Origin of the sequence: Pelagicoccus albus (genome assembly GCF_014230145.1) — a bacterium.
In the GTDB taxonomy this organism is placed as follows: domain Bacteria; phylum Verrucomicrobiota; class Verrucomicrobiia; order Opitutales; family Opitutaceae; genus Pelagicoccus; species Pelagicoccus albus.
The window spans coordinates 975,783-992,007 of record NZ_JACHVC010000013.1 but is presented as its reverse complement, the minus strand read 5'-3'; the positions used below and the strand labels follow the sequence as shown (position 1 = coordinate 992,007).

General features: G+C 53.0%; 14 protein-coding genes. 4 read left to right on the top strand and 10 right to left on the bottom strand.

Annotated features, from left to right (window positions below; genetic code table 11):
* From H5P27_RS19350 to argS, 6 genes are all read right to left on the bottom strand, one after another.
* A complete protein-coding gene (locus tag H5P27_RS19350; protein ID WP_185662071.1) occupies window positions 1-444 on the bottom strand; it encodes a metallophosphoesterase family protein in 444 nt (147 codons plus the stop codon).
* Complete coding sequence (locus tag H5P27_RS19345) at window positions 445-1,398, bottom strand: CPBP family intramembrane glutamic endopeptidase (protein ID WP_185662070.1); 954 nt, start codon at window positions 1,396-1,398, stop codon at window positions 445-447.
* A gap of 256 nt (window positions 1,399-1,654) precedes the next feature.
* Window positions 1,655-3,286, bottom strand: a complete 1,632-nt coding sequence (locus tag H5P27_RS19340; RefSeq protein WP_185662069.1) for a peptidyl-prolyl cis-trans isomerase — start codon at window positions 3,284-3,286, stop codon at window positions 1,655-1,657.
* A 103-nt stretch (window positions 3,287-3,389) separates the two neighbouring features.
* Window positions 3,390-4,832, bottom strand: a complete 1,443-nt coding sequence (locus H5P27_RS19335; RefSeq protein WP_185662068.1) for a YihY/virulence factor BrkB family protein — start codon at window positions 4,830-4,832, stop codon at window positions 3,390-3,392.
* 43 nt (window positions 4,833-4,875) lie between these two features.
* Complete coding sequence (locus H5P27_RS19330; RefSeq protein ID WP_185662067.1) at window positions 4,876-5,763, bottom strand: hypothetical protein; 888 nt, start codon at window positions 5,761-5,763, stop codon at window positions 4,876-4,878.
* A 75-nt stretch (window positions 5,764-5,838) separates the two neighbouring features.
* Entirely contained in the window at window positions 5,839-7,593 is a 1,755-nt protein-coding gene (gene argS / locus H5P27_RS19325) for an arginine--tRNA ligase (RefSeq protein ID WP_185662066.1), read from the bottom strand.
* A 332-nt stretch (window positions 7,594-7,925) separates the two neighbouring features.
* Between argS and H5P27_RS19320 the strand changes: the two genes are divergently transcribed.
* From H5P27_RS19320 to lpxA, 3 genes are all read left to right on the top strand, one after another.
* Entirely contained in the window at window positions 7,926-9,266 is a 1,341-nt protein-coding gene (locus H5P27_RS19320) for a thymidine phosphorylase (RefSeq protein ID WP_185662065.1), read from the top strand.
* A 176-nt stretch (window positions 9,267-9,442) separates the two neighbouring features.
* Entirely contained in the window at window positions 9,443-10,780 is a 1,338-nt protein-coding gene (locus tag H5P27_RS19315; protein WP_185662064.1) for a bifunctional UDP-3-O-[3-hydroxymyristoyl] N-acetylglucosamine deacetylase/3-hydroxyacyl-ACP dehydratase, read from the top strand.
* A 19-nt stretch (window positions 10,781-10,799) separates the two neighbouring features.
* Entirely contained in the window at window positions 10,800-11,591 is a 792-nt protein-coding gene (lpxA, locus tag H5P27_RS19310) for an acyl-ACP--UDP-N-acetylglucosamine O-acyltransferase (protein ID WP_185662063.1), read from the top strand.
* Between the two features lie 23 nt (window positions 11,592-11,614).
* On the opposite strand, the gene H5P27_RS19305 is transcribed toward lpxA, so the two are convergent.
* Window positions 11,615-12,508 carry a DUF72 domain-containing protein gene (locus H5P27_RS19305; RefSeq protein WP_185662062.1) on the bottom strand — a complete coding sequence of 298 codons (894 nt, stop codon included), beginning with the start codon at window positions 12,506-12,508 and terminating at the stop codon, window positions 11,615-11,617.
* Between the two features lie 69 nt (window positions 12,509-12,577).
* Window positions 12,578-13,015: a phosphoribosyl-AMP cyclohydrolase gene (gene hisI / locus H5P27_RS19300; protein WP_185662061.1), complete on the bottom strand. Its 438-nt coding sequence runs from the start codon at window positions 13,013-13,015 to the stop codon at window positions 12,578-12,580.
* A gap of 251 nt (window positions 13,016-13,266) precedes the next feature.
* Between hisI and H5P27_RS19295 the strand changes: the two genes are divergently transcribed.
* Complete coding sequence (locus tag H5P27_RS19295; RefSeq protein WP_185662060.1) at window positions 13,267-14,898, top strand: methyl-accepting chemotaxis protein; 1,632 nt, start codon at window positions 13,267-13,269, stop codon at window positions 14,896-14,898.
* A 21-nt stretch (window positions 14,899-14,919) separates the two neighbouring features.
* Here H5P27_RS19295 and H5P27_RS19290 read toward each other — a convergent pair whose 3' ends face one another.
* Both H5P27_RS19290 and H5P27_RS19285 read right to left on the bottom strand, forming a co-directional pair.
* Entirely contained in the window at window positions 14,920-15,627 is a 708-nt protein-coding gene (locus H5P27_RS19290) for an HAD-IA family hydrolase (protein WP_185662059.1), read from the bottom strand.
* Window positions 15,628-15,665: 38 nt separating this feature from the next.
* On the bottom strand, window positions 15,666-15,962 hold the full coding sequence (locus H5P27_RS19285; protein ID WP_185662058.1) for a gamma-butyrobetaine hydroxylase-like domain-containing protein: 297 nt from the start codon (window positions 15,960-15,962) through the stop codon (window positions 15,666-15,668).
* Window positions 15,963-16,225: the final 263 nt, after the last annotated feature.

Below are 16,225 nucleotides of genomic sequence, written 5' to 3'. Positions count from 1 at the left end.
CTAGAACGTTTCGACTTCCCAGGTCCAGCTACCGCTTTCGGGAAAACGAAGCCAGGCAAAGCTCGATTGGGATCCGTTTCTCGGACCGTTAACCGCTCCAGGGTTTAGGATTCTCATACCTCGATCAACTTCATCGATAGGGTAGTGGAGGTGTCCAAAGAGGATAGCGGTGCGATTGGGAAGCGGCACAGCGGGAGGATGGTGTTGTAGGCGGAAGGTAAAGCCTTCTCGCTCTAGGTCGCGTGTCTCGGGCCAGACCCCAAATGGATCGCAATTCCCTTTAACAACGGAAAGTGGCCGTCCCAGATTTTGGATTGGAATGAGGATTTCTGGCCGCGTGACATCGCCGAGGTGCCAAATTTCGTCGGCACGGGCGATGCGTTTAAGCAAGCCCTCGGGAGTCTTTCCGTGGGTATCTGAGATAACTGCGATCGTCCGGCTCATTTAGCTAGCGAGTTTGGCGGGTGTTTGCTTCTCATGCAAAACATAGCCGAACCCAGCTATAAAAACCAAGAGGACAATGCTCACCCAGTATCCGTCCGCCACGTTTGTGGTACCGCTAAAAGCGTCGGCTTTCTCGGTCGTCGCAAAAGCTTTGCCAAACACCTTGATGGTGAAAACCCACCCCGCATGTATCGCTATGCTCGACCAGAGATTGTTGGTGATGAGGAACACTTGGTGCAGCACGACTCCAACCAAGAAAATAGCCATCAGATATTTGAGGTCAAACTGCGTGAATACTGCGACCGCGGTTGTTAGCGCTATCCTTGCTGCTTCCGCGATGCCTACCTCGCTAGGCGTAATGACACCAAGCGTGAAATCTGGAGCTTTGAAATGGAGCACCGCGAAAAAGAATGAAGATAGCAGAACCGCGGTGAGGGGGCGAAGCGCGGTGTAGAACATTCTGAATACAAGTCCGCGAAATACGATTTCCTCCAGAGAGCCGATCAGGAACGAAGCCACTGCTGCGTCGAGTAATCTGGAAAGGATTGATTCTGTGTTCCAGGTAAATTCAAAGGCTCCTGTGAGAGTATTGAACCCGTAGATGATTAGAATCATCGGAATGCCAATCGAAAACCAAGTAAGGAAAGTCTTTAGGGCAGGTCTGGAAAAACCGATAGCCTTCCAGTTCGTTAGCCGACACTGGATGAATAGATAGGGTAGCAAGCAAAGCACACTAAGCCAACGCGCTCTATCCAGGAAATTTGGATACGGCTTTCCGGCTAGGTAGCTGCTTCCATCCGGATCTACCGCATGGGTTATCTTGAAGGCGATCAAACTTAGTATCGCTCCAGAAAGGATTGAGCCGAAGTAGAGGAGGCAGAGAAGCCAGATGCCCTTGAGGGAAGATTGTTCGGGCGTGAGCCCGTAGAGCATGTGCTTAGAGTCGCGTTTCATTGCGTTTCGAATTCACCACCGTCTAAACGTTTCAGGACCTTAAATCCTGCAGCCTTGGCGTTACTTACGCTTGGCTTGACGTTTATTTTTGCCTGGGGAGCAACCAGATTTGGGCAAGACTCTATTGCTTGCCCGCATTTTGGGCACTCCTCAGGGGTGGGTTCGTTCGAGGCGATACTGATCTCGACCTGGCCTTTGCAGAGTTTGCACTTTCCAGATTTAGGCCTGAATCGCCGAAGCGGCATCGTATGAATTGTTAATTGGTCGCTTGGACCAATCCGGCACGAAGTTGCTCTGCCAGCATCAGATCTTGGATGTACTGATTAGCGGAGAATTGGCCGTACAAGTTTTTGAGGGATTGCTCCACCTCTGTATATTGTGGGTCGTCCTTCGATACTTCAGGAACGTCCTTAGACACGACGTAGATGAATGCGCCTTTGTTTTCGCCGTCGAGGCGAACGAAGTCAGAAACGTCGCCCGGTTCCAGATTCAACATAGCAGAGAGAGCTCTGCGGTCCAGACCCTCTGCTGGCTCGGAAAGTGTGAAGTCGTAGTAGGAGCCAACGGTCATGCCTGCTTCTTCAGCAGCGGTTCCGAATGAGTCTTCGCTTTCAGAAGCTTCCTCAAGCTTGCCCTTCAGTTCTGTCGCATAATTCGCTCGGGCTTCGCGGTAAAGTTCTGCTCTGACATCGAGCGCCACGCGGTCCCGGAGGTTTTCGAAGGAAGGAACGACAGGAGGAATAACTTGGTTGTAGAAAAGAACGAGCGTCTTGTTCCCGTGCTGGATCGGCTCGGAGTAGAAGCGACTCTCAGTGAGAGAGAATGCTTCGCCAACTACGTCGCGGCCCCAGGTAGTGCCAATGGGCGTTTCGTTGGCTGCGAAAGAGGAGGCGGTCTTTACTTCAGCGCCGAGCGAAGAGATGGCGTCTTCGAGGGAAGCGGAATCGCGGCTAAGCTCCTTGTCTACGATTTCGACCACGAGGTCATGGGCTTTTTCGGAGGCGATTTCGCGAGCCTGCTCGAGGCGGAGATCCGAACGAACAGCCAGACGAGCTTGTTCGAAAGTGATGGTTGCGGGAGATTCTTCGCCTTCTGGAGCGGTTGGCTGATAACGCTCGATGTTGGCTTCGTAGTAGTTGATTAGCTCGTCTTCGGTCGGCTTGATCTCTTCAACGTAATCGTTGGCGTCTACTTCTATGTAGTCCACGACGCGACGCTCAGGTGTCTGGTAGGTGAAGCTAAAATCTTCGTAGTGCTTGCGGAGCATGTCCTCGGTGATTTCCACTTCAGGCGTGTATGAACTGAGGTCGTACTCGGCGAAAAGGATGGACCAGCTGGCCAAACGCTGGGCGAGGCTGTCGAGGATTTCAGTTTCGTCTACGAAGCCTGCTCCACGCAGTACAGAGTAGACCTTGTTGATCCGGTAGTCGTCCACCAATACGCGACGTAGGTCGTTTTGGCTAAACGCTCCGAAGCTCAAGCTGTCCACGATCATGTTGTAGGCTTGTGGGTCGAATTCGCCGCTAGCGTTTTGGAATGCTGGCAAGGTTTCGATGAAGGCACGGAGTTGCTCGGTCGTAGGTTGGGGGATCGAGTGCTCGTTAGCAATGTGCAGAACGGTGGCCCGCTCGAAAGGAAGTGTTTGGCTGGCGCGAGAGTTTCGGTTCAGAGAAACGCTTAGCTGGGCGTCTTGCTGGAACTGAGTTCTAGCAGCTTCCGTGTTCAGAGGCGTGTCGAAGAAATACAGGTCGGCGGTCTTCTCGTCGCGGCCGCTCATGGGGCCTTGGTTGCCGATCGTGAATACGAAAGCCACCACGAGGACGACGAGCAAGATGATGAATACGACGCGGAAATGCTTCTGCAGATTGATTTGTAGCCAGGAAATCATAGGGTAAGTGATCGAATGAAGGCGGCTAAACTAGGCTTGGCGCCTAAGCTGTCAATGGGCAAAAGACCGCTTTACCGAGAGGAAGGTCCCTCGGAAGCCGCTACTAATTTCCCCGGATTTCCGAATCTCGCTCGATCGCGTCAAACACATCGGCAAGCGAGGTGTTCTGCAGGCTATTCGCGCGAGCCTGGTCGACCATCTTATGGTAGGCTCTGACGACTGGGTCGTTGGCGTCGAAATTGTCTTCGCTCGGGTTCTCCCCGTACGATTCGAAACTCTTTTTGAAGCTGAGCAACTGTATCTTCTCTAGCGGGCGAGCTGGCTGGTAGCGGTAGGCATTGTAGAGATCTTTCTCCTTGGCTGGGAGTACCGAAAGAAATCCAAGTTCGGTCAGGCGATTTAGGGCAGCCCCTGCCAAGGGACGAGGTAGGTTGTTTGTCTGTGCCATTTCGCTGCTCGAAAGCGCTTCTCCGCATTCTTTGAAGCGTCGGCCAACTTGGGCTAGCAGAAGCAAGCAGAGGCTTTCTTGCGAGGATTGGCTCAGTTCATCCCAAGCAACCTGTCCGCTCTTGAAGCGGGCGTTTTGGACGGCGAAAGAAAGTCTGCCGCCCAGAAGCAGGCAAATCCAGAAGGTGAAGAGCCCGATCATTAGGACGGGCAAAAGGGATAGCGAACCGTACAGCGTACGTTGCATGGCCACTCTCTCCACGTAGAGGAAAGCAAACGCGTTGTTGGCTGCGAAACAGCTGACCGCGAAAATGCCGCCTACGAAAGCGGCCCGCCACTCGACTTGGGTGTTGGGGATAAAGCGGTAAAAGAGGGCAAGCAAAGAGGAGAGGGCCAGGAAACTGGCGAGTTTTGCTCCGTAAGTGGCCAGCCAGCCGTTTACGGTTTCGGATCCAGGAATCCCTTCCGTGAGGTGGATGAATTGGGTGTTCAGCTTTATCAGCTCGGAAACCGCAAACGCGATGCCCGCGAAGACCAAGACAGTACCGAGTGTAACCACGGTCCAATACAGTATGATCCGAGTGACCAGCTTACGTCCTTTTGAAACGCCCCAGATGTCGTTGAATGCATCCTCGATGGTGATGAAAAGTTGGATAACGATAACTCCAAGCACCAGCGCTCCTCCCAATCCGACGGCGCCCGATTGGCTCGCGGATATGAAGTCCGCAATCATTTTACTCAGACTGCCATCTTCGGGAGCCGTCTCGTCTTGAGACAAGTTTACCTGAGGTGCGATGTAGGAGACTATCTTCTCGATGGTATCCTGGGCCATGCCCGGTTCTGCTTGATCCAAGACGAATCCGGAGATCAGGACCGTTAAGGCAATCAGTGGACCGAGCCCAAGGAGCGAGCTGAAGCTCAAGGCAGAGGCTCGGGCAAGTATCCGGTTTTCCTTTATTCCGGAAACGGTAATCGAAACTACGCGAGCGATCGCGAAAGCCAAACTACGTCTCCGGGAGAGGGGTTCCCCGTGGTGTCGCCACATCTCTCTTTGGAGGTGACGACCCTGGGCTACGATTGCCTGTAAGCGTGGATTCATGGAGTTTGCGCAACGGGAAGTCGAATCGCCTCCCTGACGAAGCCTACGCTAGGAAAAAGACGTAAACGTATCCAAGGATCCCTCCCAGCCCGAGTATCGTGCAGGCGATCAGGAAGCGAATTTTGATTATGGCACTGCTGAAGTAGATGGCCGTCATAAGCATTAAGTTACTTATGAGCAGTATGGGATCCGAGCTTGCCCAAAAGAGCAACGTAAGGAGTCCGGCACCAATTGCAGCCCTGAATCGCAGGAGAGGGTATATTTCCGTAACCTGCAGAATTAGGACGACCACCATGATCAAGTCGAACGCCCCGAGGATGAGATACGGGCTTTTGACCATCACCAACGCGTCCGCTGTCATGACGAGATCCTTCTCGAGGTATCCCATCGCGAGAGCGGAACACAGGAAAAACAGGGTCAGAAATCTTAACCCGAAAAACGCTACAGCTGCCTGCTTTTCGCGGGGTGACTTTCCGCTGGGATCGGCGGTGCGACCCTCGGCTTGGGCGAGCATCTGAGTTACGTCGAGCTTGCTCGGCTTCTCCTGCTCTTCGTCCTTCTTTAACTTGCGCTTTTCCTTCTTTTCCTCGTCTGCGGATGGATCCTTTTCGACCTTTTCCCCTGAGTCGCCCTCGGTCGTTTCTTCCTCGGCATTGTTCTCGGCGGCTTCCTTAGCAGCAGCCTCCTCTTCCAGACGCCTCTTCTCCTCCTCGGATTCCTTGGTCCGCAAAGTGAGCTTTCGCTTTGGGGGGAACAAGGTCTCCATAAGCTCTTCGTTGGAAGAGATCAGGAGCCAAGACTCGGTCTCGATGTCGTAAAAGTAGGCGTTAGCGTCTAGCTTGTTGGCCTCGATCAAGGATGAAATCTGGTCGATGTCGAACGGGCCGCTCGCATCTTCATCGCCTTCGCGTCGAATGTAGTATTCTCTCATGGGCTAGGGAAGTAGCCCAATGAGACACTTGCTTAAGGCACTTTGTCAAGGCGCGGGAAGGGCTTCGGCCCGCTATTACATGCGGGACAAAGTAGGAATTCCTAAGAGCTTTAGGCCGCTTTGCAGTACGACTAGAGTGCGTTGGCAAAGCAGTAGGCGTCTGGACTGCACGTCTACCTCGGGTACAATCACCTTGTTCGCACTGTAGAAGCTGCTGTATGCGCCAGAGAGCTCGAAGAGGTAAGAGCAGAGCAGGTGCGGACGCAACTGTTCGATCGTGCTCTGCAGCACACCGACAAAACTGATTATCTTGTTTGCGAGAGCTATTTCCTCCGCCGTTTCGAATTCCGAAGCCTTGCTCTCGAGGTCTTGGAGTTGGGAATCGTCGAGTTTGCGGAAAATGCTTTGGATACGGGCGGCCGCGTAGAGGAGGTAAGGAGCGGTATTGCCTTCAAAGGAAAGAAGCTTGTCCCAAGTGAATATGTAGTCGCTGGTCCGGTTGTTTGAGAGGTCGGCGTACTTGATGGCGCTTACTCCGATGACTTGCGAGATGTGGGCTAGCTCCTCCTCGGAGAGGCTGGAGTTCTTTTCGCGCACGATTTTTGCCGCTCTCTCCACGGCCTCATCGATGAGCTGCCTGAGTCGGATGGGGTCGCCAGAGCGAGATTTGATTACCTTACCGTCCTCGCCGTTGATCTTGCCGAACATAACGTGGCTAAATTTCGGCATGGTGCGGCCGGTTTTCTCAAACCATTTCTGGGTAGTCAGGTCGAGTTGCTCGAAGTGGTCCTTTTGACGATCGTCGGTCACGATGACGACGGACGTAGCTTTGAAATGCTCGGTCCGGTAGAGCATGGTAGCCAAGTCGGTAGTCGCGTAGTTGGATGCTCCGTCTGACTTGCGGATAATAAAAGGTTGCTTGGCGAATCGTGAGTGCTCCGGATGGAAAACCACGACAGCTCCCTTGCTTTCTTCGGAAAGGCCGGCGTCATTTAACTCCTGATACACTTGCTCTACCTTGTCGCGGTAAAAGCTTTCGCCGAGGTAGCAGTCGTAATTCACATCCAGCTCTTTATAAATCGTCTCCAGTCCCTGGATACTGAGGGCGTTGACCTTTTCCCAAAGTTCGATGCTTTCCGGTTTGCCAGCCTGGAGATCGACAAGCTCTTGGCGGCATTCTTCTAGGACCTTTTCGTCATCTGCTAGCTTACTTCCTAGCTTATAGAGTCTTTCTAGCTCCTCGAGTGGGTCTTTTTCCAAGGCAGCCTCATCGAGGTGGCGCTTGTAGGCGTAGAAGAGTTTTCCGTAGGGAGTACCCCAGTCGCCGATATGATTGTCACGCACCACTTCCGCTCCGCAGAATTCGAGCAAGCGGCAAATGGCTTCGCCGATCACGATGGATCGGATATGCCCCACGTGCATTTGTTTCGCTGTGTTCGGAGAACCGTAATCGACTACGACCTTTTCGCCGGAGTTGAGGGTTCCCGCCGCAGCTCTAAATGATTCCCCGTCCCGGAAGGTGGATAGCCAGGCAAGTTGGAAGCTGGGCTTGAACTTGAAGTTGATGAAACCGGGACCGGCGATCGAGATATCGGCTTTGTCGGAAAGTTCTTCGTTCTCTTGCAGTTTAGCCACCAAAGCTTGGGCGATCTGGCGGGGATTTGTTTTGGCGCGCTTCGCGTAGGGTAGGGCACCGTTTGCCTGGAGGTCCCCGAAACGAGGGTCGGCTGAGCGTATTTCCGCTGAGAAGGTGTCTTCGAGCCCGGCAGAAGCGGCGGCTTCCTGCACGAGCGAGTCAATTTTTTTGGCGACGTCGAACCAGTCTTGCATAGAGCCGGTTACAAAATCCTGCTCGGGCGGGCGGGCAAGCCTCTAATCGCGCCCGAGCGAATGAAAGGGTGAAATCTGAGCAAGTATTTCCTCTATAAACCCTTCGGCGCATTCCTTTATTTAGGGGTTCCGTTAGGGGCTTGACACGTGTGGCATAATACGCTCTTCAAAATTGCCGCTTGGGCGGGCGCGTGGGCTGAAACTATAGACCATGCTTTCGCGTAAGTCCAAGAGTGTCAATGGTGTAGGTGATTCCTTCTTAGCGGAGATGTCCGCGGGTTTCGTACTGCCGTTGTCGCAAACGGCTTACAATACGTTCCCGTTCAATCCATATGGTTAGAAAAACCTTAAGCAGCCGTCGTTTTATCAAGCCGAGCTACGCGTACCTTATCGAAAAGAAGCGCGAGGGCCAAGAATTCACTAAGGAGGAAATCAGGTATATAATCGATTCTATCTTGGATGGAGAGATGCCGGACTTCCAGATGGCCGCCATGGCCATGGCTATATTCTTCCAAGGCATGTCAGCTCAGGAGACGGCAATACTCACTGAAGAAATGATGCTTTCTGGCGAAGTGATCGACCTCTCGCACATCGCCAAACCGAAGATAGACAAATATTCGACTGGAGGAGTAGGCGACAAGACTTCGCTCGTGCTCGTTCCTCTCGCAGTAGCATCCGGAATCGTAATTCCAATGATGGGAGGAATCGATCAGGACTTCGCAATCAGCTCTCTGGACAAATTGAGCGCAGTTCCTGGTTTCAAGGCAGACATGGATATCGATCCATTCGTCGAGCAACTCGAGCGTATCGGTGGCGCCATGGTTCGCCAGAGTCCCGAGCTCGCTCCGGCGGATGCCAAGTTGTACGACTTACGCAAGAAGACCGCTACTATTCCAAGTTTACCGCTTATCACCGGAAGCGTTCTCTCCAAGAAGTTGGCTGAAGGGGCAGAAGGCCTCGTCATCGACGTCAAGTGGGGGAATGGCTCATTTATTCGCGATTTGGAACAAGCAAAGCAGTTGGCTCGCAGCATGACTCGCGTCGGACGCTCCATGAAGCGTCGTTGCGTTGCTTTGGTAACCGACATGAACCAGCCTCTCGGCGATACGGTTGGCACTTCTCTCGAATTGAAGGAAGCCATCCAGCTCCTCAAGGGGGAAGGGCCAGAAGACTTGCAAGAGCTCGTGCTCAAGCTCGGGATGGAAATCGTGCGTCTCGCTGGTGTTGCTGGATCGACACTTTCGGCCAAGCAGACTGTCCAGCGTCACATCGAGGACGGCACTGCTCTCGAGAAATTGAAGGAGATAGTGGCTGCTCAAGGTGGCGACACTTCCTACATCGATGATCCCGATAAGTTCCCGAAGGCTCAGCACATTCGCAAGTTGCCCGCTCCTAAGCGTGGCTACGTGCACACCATCAACGCGGCTCAGATTGCGAAGGGTGTTCATCTCCTAGGCGCTGGCGCAGGCGAAGATGGAAACATCGACTACGCAGTGGGCGTGTCCGAGATCAAGAAGGTCGGAACCCAGGTCAAGCAAGGCGAACCGTTGATGATGATTCATTACAACGACGAAGCTAAGCTCGAGCAGGCGCTTGAGTACTTCAAGGCTGCCTACCGCCTCGCTCCGAAGCGTCCGACTCCGCCACCGCTCATCGTCGAGCGAGTTGCGTAGCCTGCCACTTCCAAACTTTTCCAAAGCCAGTCGCTTCCGCGGCTGGCTTTTTTCGTTTTTTAATGAGTATCCTGTTTCTTCCCTTGATCTGGTTGGACGGGGCGGGTTTTTCACATCTCCCTCGACCGGTCTAAATCCTTGAATTATTCGAAGTTAGCTGACACTAAGCGAACCCCATGAAGCAACGCACGATCCTGCGCGAGGTCTCCATCAAAGGTGCATCCCTCCATACTGGCGATAAAACACAGCTTACCCTTAAGCCTGCCCCAGCGAATTCCGGCATCATCATACGCCGTGTCGATTTGCACGATAAGCCTATTATCAAGCCGCATGTTTCCCAAGTTACCGATTTGGTAAGAGCTACTACCTTGTCGTCTGGTCATGCCAAGGTCCACACCGTCGAACATATCTTGGCCGCTTTGCACGGGATGGGTATCGACAACGTGGAAATCGAAATGGACGCTTCCGAGCCTCCGATCCTCGATGGATCTTCGAAGGGCTTCGTTAATCTTATCCTCGAGGGGGAACCGGTAGAGCAGGACGCGGAGCGAGAGTGTTTTGTCCTCGATCAGCCCATTTCGGTTAGCAAAGGAAATTCTTCGCTCATCGCTTTGCCCTACGACGGTTTCAAGATCTCTTGCACCTCCGCTGACGACCGTGGCATCCACACTCAGCACCTTTCGATCGAGATCGATCCGGATGTGTTTGCTACGCAGATCGCAGCAGCCCGAACCTTCACCGTTTACGAAGACATTGAGGAGCTGCTCAAGCTCGGCAAAATCAAAGGGGGAAGCTTGGAAAACGCGATCGTGCTCAAGGATGACAAGATAATGTCCAAAGAGCCGCTTCGTTTCGACGACGAATTGGTGCGCCACAAGATTCTGGATGTGATTGGAGATGTTCTGCTTCTGGGGAAGCCTCTCAAGGCCCACATCGTAGCGGTTCGCCCTGGGCACGCTGTGAATTCGGAGCTGACGGCAAAGTTGGCGGAGCGAATGGAAGCCCTTGCCAAAGGTGGGGCACAAGTCGCCAAGGCGAAGCCGAAAGAAGTCCGAATCGAAGAGGAAACCGAGCTCGATATCCGCCGCATCATCGAGACCCTCCCGCATCGCTATCCGTTTCTTATGGTAGACAGGGTGGTCGAATTCCGAGGGGAAAACGAACTGACCGCGATCAAGAACGTTTCCATCAACGAGCCCTTTTTTCAAGGACACTACCCGGGACAGCCGATTATGCCGGGCGTTCTGCAGGTCGAAGCGATGGCTCAGGCGGCTGGAATTCTTATGCTTCGCGCCACCAAGCAGGAGGGGAAGACAGCGGTCTTCATGAGTGTCGACAAGGTGAAGTGGCGTCGAAAAGTCATCCCCGGCGATCAGCTCCGCATCGATATCAAGCTACTTAAGATCATGCGCGGAAAGATCGGGACTGCTTCAGCTACCTGTTATGTGGGCGACGAGGTCGCGTCTTCAGGCGAGCTGAAATTCATGATTCTCGACGAAGGCCAGGACTTCTAACCAACAACCTTTTTTATCTATGAGCGGAAATATTCACCCGACAGCGGTCATTGATCCGAAAGCCGAATTGGCTTCTGATGTGGAAGTAGGTGCGTATGCTGTGATCGGACCCCAAGCAAAAATCGGTTCCGGCACTAAGATTTGGCATCATGCTTCGATCTGGGGCAACACATCCATTGGCAAGGATTGCCAGATATTCCCTTTCGCCAGCATCGGCATGCAAACCCAGGATTTGAAGTTCAAGGGCGGAAATCCGGGAGTGAAGATTGGAGACCGTAACGTTTTTCGTGAATACGTATCCATAAATGCCGCTACAAATGATGGCGATTTCACAGAAATCGGTAACGACAATCTTTTGCTAGCGTACGGACATGTCGGTCATTGCTGTAAGTTGGGTAACAATATTATAGCCAGCAATGGGGTGGCCTTTGCCGGACACGTAGTCGTGGAAGATCACGCCGGGATTGGTGGAGGCGGTACGGGTATTCACCAGTTCTGCCACGTCGGGCGGCATTGCTTCATCGGCGGCTGTTCCAAGGTTGAGCAGGATGTTCCGCCTTTCATGCTCGCGGACGGCAATCCAGCGAAGATCCGCATGTTTAACAAGGTTGGCCTAGAGCGGGCCGGTTATACGCCTGAACAAATGTCTGCCATCAAATTCATTTTCCGGACTTTCTATCGTCAGGGACTGAATCGACAACAGGCGATCGAAGCCATCAAAAGTAGCTCTTTTGCGGATACGCAGGAGGCGAAGTCTTACATCGCTTTTGCGGAATCGTCCGAACGTGGTCTCGCGGGCGGCAACAAGTAGAGGCATGCTTTGGGCAGCCGATCTCAGAAAAGGTCGAGCTGCTCTGATTCCTGTTCCGGTTTGATCCGGTCGATCTCGAACTCACTTAAGCTCGGAACCGCCGGGTTTATCTTTTTGAGCTTTTCGTTGAACTGGCGGGCGACGAAGGGGGCGAAGTCGTCATCGCCTGAATGGGCAAAGAAATATGGCTTCTTGCCTTCTAGTATCCACTTGTTGATTACCGAGGCCCACTCGCGAAGGTATTTTTTGTTTTTGTTCGGATTGTCCTTCCCGACGAAACGGATGACAGGATGGTTGGACAGGCCGACCTTTCGAATCGGCATCTGCGGCTTTCGCTCTCTCGCCTCTTCTTCGTCTTTGTTGTCGGGATCCGATGCAAAAAGGGGACGGGTGTCGAATATGGCTTTGTCGATGTTTAGGGTTTCTAGCAAATCGTCCAGCCGCTTCTCGTTGTCTGCTTTGTCGTACCAGCTGATGTGCCGTGGCTCGACGGCGTAGCTGAAGCTCTTGGGCAAGCTTTTGAGATAGGCACTAAGCGTATCCAAATGATTGATATTGAAGGAGGGCGGAAGTTGAAGAAATGACAGGCCTAGCTTATTTCCGTCCGCAAGTGCTTCGAGTACCCGGAAGAACGCTTTGTTTTCTTCACCCGCACCTTGGAGTCTACGTTCATGTGAGATGACCTTGGGAAATTTGGGGGCAAAACGAAAGTGCACGGCTGTTTCAGCCATCCAGCGTTCCACCGTTGCCATTGGCGGTAGGGCATAGAAGAGAGTGTTGCCTTCGACTGTGTTGAAGACTCTCGAGTATTCCCTCAACAGTTCGCTGGTTTCAGTTCCGGTTCTGAACACGCGCCCGATCCAGTTGCGATTCGACCATGCGGGGCAGCCGGTGAAGTATGGAAAGGGAATTTGCATAGAATCTGGAAGGATAAGCGCCAAAAAAAGAGGGGAAGCTTTTGAGCTTCTCCCTCTTGGGTTGAGTGATTACTTTTTATAAACTTCGGCTGGATCGAATACCCGCTCTCCTCCGTCGAATACAAGCTTGTCGCCGTCTAGCTTCCGGTAGAAGCAGGACTTGTATCCAGTATGGCAGGCGGCCCCGTTCTCTCCGATGTCTGCTTTGATAAGGATGACATCCTGGTCGCAGTCGGTACGGAGTTCCTTGACCCATTGGATTTGGCCAGAGGATTCTCCTTTTACCCATAGTTTTCCGCGTGAGCGGCTGTAGTAGGTGGCTTTGCCGGTTTCAATGGTATGATTGAGGGCTTCTTCGTTCATCCAGGCGAACATGATCACCTCGTTGGTATGAACCTCGGTGGTGATGCAGGGGATGAGGCCATTGCTGTCGAATTTGGGCTGCAGCTTCTGGCCGTTTTCTATCTCCTCGTGCGAGGTGCGTTCGTGGATGCATGTTTGTGACATAACGCGGGGAATCAATTGGAAGGTCGGGCATTTGTAAAGGCGCTTAAGACGGTTGGGGGCCCTGAATGGCCTAAAAGGCTACCAAAGTGGATTCATCACAGTTGGGAATCACTGCTATCAGCGGTCTGAAATTGATCTCCAAAAAATAGTAAAAGGGAGCCGCTGATTTATGGGCCGCAAGCCAACGTCGTTTTCACAAGGGATTTAGCGTGCGAAGCGGTCCGGCTTTGCGGTCTTTAAATAGTTCTAAGATGAAACTAGAAAAACTATCGGTTCGTAGGCGACTCCATGTGCTCTTGGGCGCTGTCGCTTTGCTTTTTATTGGAATGTCGCTGCTTTCCTCTCGTGTGACGAGGAAATCTGAAGCCATCGCAGACCAGGTCTTGGCCGATAGCCTCTTGTCCATGCAGAAAGAGAAACTGCAGGTCGCTTCTCATTCGATGGCTGTTTCGCTCGCTCGACTGATTGAAAAAGAAGAATCGACGGAATCGAAAATCGCGATCCTTCGCGAGGCGATTGATACCATTCGCTTTGAAAGCGACGAATCAGGATATTTTTTCATCTATCAGGATACCACTGTCGTAGCGCTACCGACTAAGAAGAATTTACAAGGGAAGGACTTAGCTGAAGCCAAGGATCCTGGTGGCGTTTATTTCATCAAGGAACTGAAAGATCGAGCCATTGAGGGAGGCGGCTTTGTATTCTACCAATTCGATAAGCCAGGCGTCGGAATCGTACCTAAGCTGTCCTATGCCGAGTTGATCCCCGGTACTGAAATGTGGATCGGAACGGGCGTTTATATTGATAACATCGCGACTCAGCAAGCAGCCTTCAACGAAGTCTTGAACGAGCAACTTCTGAAAGAGAGAATTATCTTTTTCGCAGTGTCCGGCTCCGTTTTTCTTTTCGTCGTTTTGCCGGTTTCGATTCGTATCGCAGTCAGTGTGGCTAAGCCTTTGGAGCTCGCCATGAAACGACTCCATGAAAATTCCGGTCGCATCCTTGGGTCATCGACCGAAATCGCAAATGCCTCGCAGACGCTGGCTTCGGGGTCGTCGGAGCAGGCTGCCTCCATTGAAGAAACGACCGCAACGGTTTGCGAGATCGCGAACCTATCAGACAAGAACGCAGAGCGGGCTGAGGACGCGATAGCATTGATGACGGCAGCGAACCGCTCAATCGGGGAGGTCAGCGAGCGTATCGATGAATTGCATCAATCCATGGATCAGATTTCCGAATCCAGTGCGGAAATGCAGGCGATCATAAAGACCATCGATGAAATTGCGTTCCAAACGAACATTCTAGCCTTGAATGCGGCGGTTGAGGCCGCCCGTGCGGGCGAGGCTGGAGCGGGTTTTTCGGTGGTCGCCGAGGAAGTGCGTTCGTTGGCCGGTCGTTCGGCGACTGCGGCGAGGGACACTGCTGGTTTGATCGAAAATTCTGTTGCGACAGTCGGGCAAGGGACGCGGGTCATGCTATCTGCGAGAGAGTCCTTTGCTGAGATGAGGGGCAAAACTGCCGAAGTCAGTGGAATTCTTTCGGAGATCGAAGGGTACTCGAAGGAGCAGTCCAGTGGAGTGCGGGAGGTTAATTTGGCCAGCGAGCAAATGAACCAAGTGGTTCAGGCAAACGCTGCGCATGCGGAAGAATGTGCGGCGTCTTCCGCTCAGCTCAATAAGTCTTTCCGGGATTTTGGCGAAGTGATCAGTCTGATCGAGAAGGTCGTCGAGGGAGCGCAAGCTGGGCGAGCTAGGGCTGATGGAGCAGGAGATCTTGATGAATCTTCCGGATCGCCGGTTCAGGTGGCGGCTCACGGTCGGATGGATCGCTTTGCATCAGTTGCGGAAGATTCGTGGGAATCGGGCGACTCTTTCCTGCGTTGAAGCCCTCTATCGTTCGCGTTTTCAGACCCTCAGGAATCTGAGGGTCTCCGAGATATCCTTGATCGTGGGCACATTGGAGGCCGAGGAGGTTTTTTCTTCCTCCCCGCATATTCTGAGGGCGTGCCAGCCCGAATTACGGGCGCCTTCGATATCGTGCTGCAAACTGTCTCCCACGTGGAGAATCTCGTGAGGGGCAAGGTTGAGCTCCCTTTGGCAGTGCTGAAAAATCTTCGGATCGGGCTTTTCGAATCCGATTTCGCTCGAAATGAACAAGGCGTCGAATTTGTCGGAGAACCCCGTTTCCTCGACGACCTGCCGTACGCGACTGTCCCAGTTCGTGAGGAGGGCGGTTTGGTAGCCGCGCTTTCTCAAAGCGTCCAGTGTGGCTGCGGCAGTTGGCTCGGCTCTCCATCTATCACCGTGAGAAAATTCTTCCCAAATATCCTCGAAGAGGGCGTCGAAGTCCTCGGGTGGTGGGGAGAAATGGGAGATGGATTCACCAACGATGGATTTCCAGTAGCTCCACTCCCTTCTTTCTCCATCTAGGATCGAGCGATCTTTGCTTACGCAGCGGAAAGCTCTCTTGAAGCCCTCCTGCAGCTGATCGGCTGGATAGGCCAAGCCGTGTCTTTGCATGACTTCGCGGTAAATGGCCCCTACGGAAGGATAAGGGTGGTAAAGGGTGTGGGCGGCGTCGAAGGTGACCGCTTTTATGCTATCGAACCGCATCTTTGTGAAATTGGAACCAGTTGCGGCCAGAATTGCGTTCAGTCTCCGAGACTTTTGATAAGATCGAAGCTGTAGAGCCCGGTGGCGTGTCCATCCGAGAATTTGAAGCGGATCGCGTAGTTGCCTACGAACTGCCAGCTCAGGACGCGTACTTGAGAATAGTCCTTACCGTGCTCCCCGCCGTGCAGGACACCTAGGATGTCTCTCTCTCCGGCGGTTTCCGCACTGGGAGAGGCGGCTCGAAGGACAGGGCTTTGTATGTAGGTCTCGCTTTCGTCATCCCAGAGAATGGCGATTTCATTGCCGATGAGCTGAATGTTTTTCGGAGGTTTCATGACTTGGTTGTGGCAAAGTGGGATAGGGTGGGGGCGTTCCGCAAGCAAGTTCGCAGGCCCACTTTTCGGGCCACTTATTCCAGTTGTTCGCGAGTTATTCACAGTCCGACGGAGGTAGGTGAAAATGGGGCCAAAAACGGCCCAGAAACCCCGGTTAACAACATGGCGATTTCGGGAGCGTTTCAGCGTGCCGAAATCGCGATTTCCCTCTGTGCCGAGGGAAAAAGGGCCTCAAACGTAAAACCGCTGTTAAGGAATGGGAT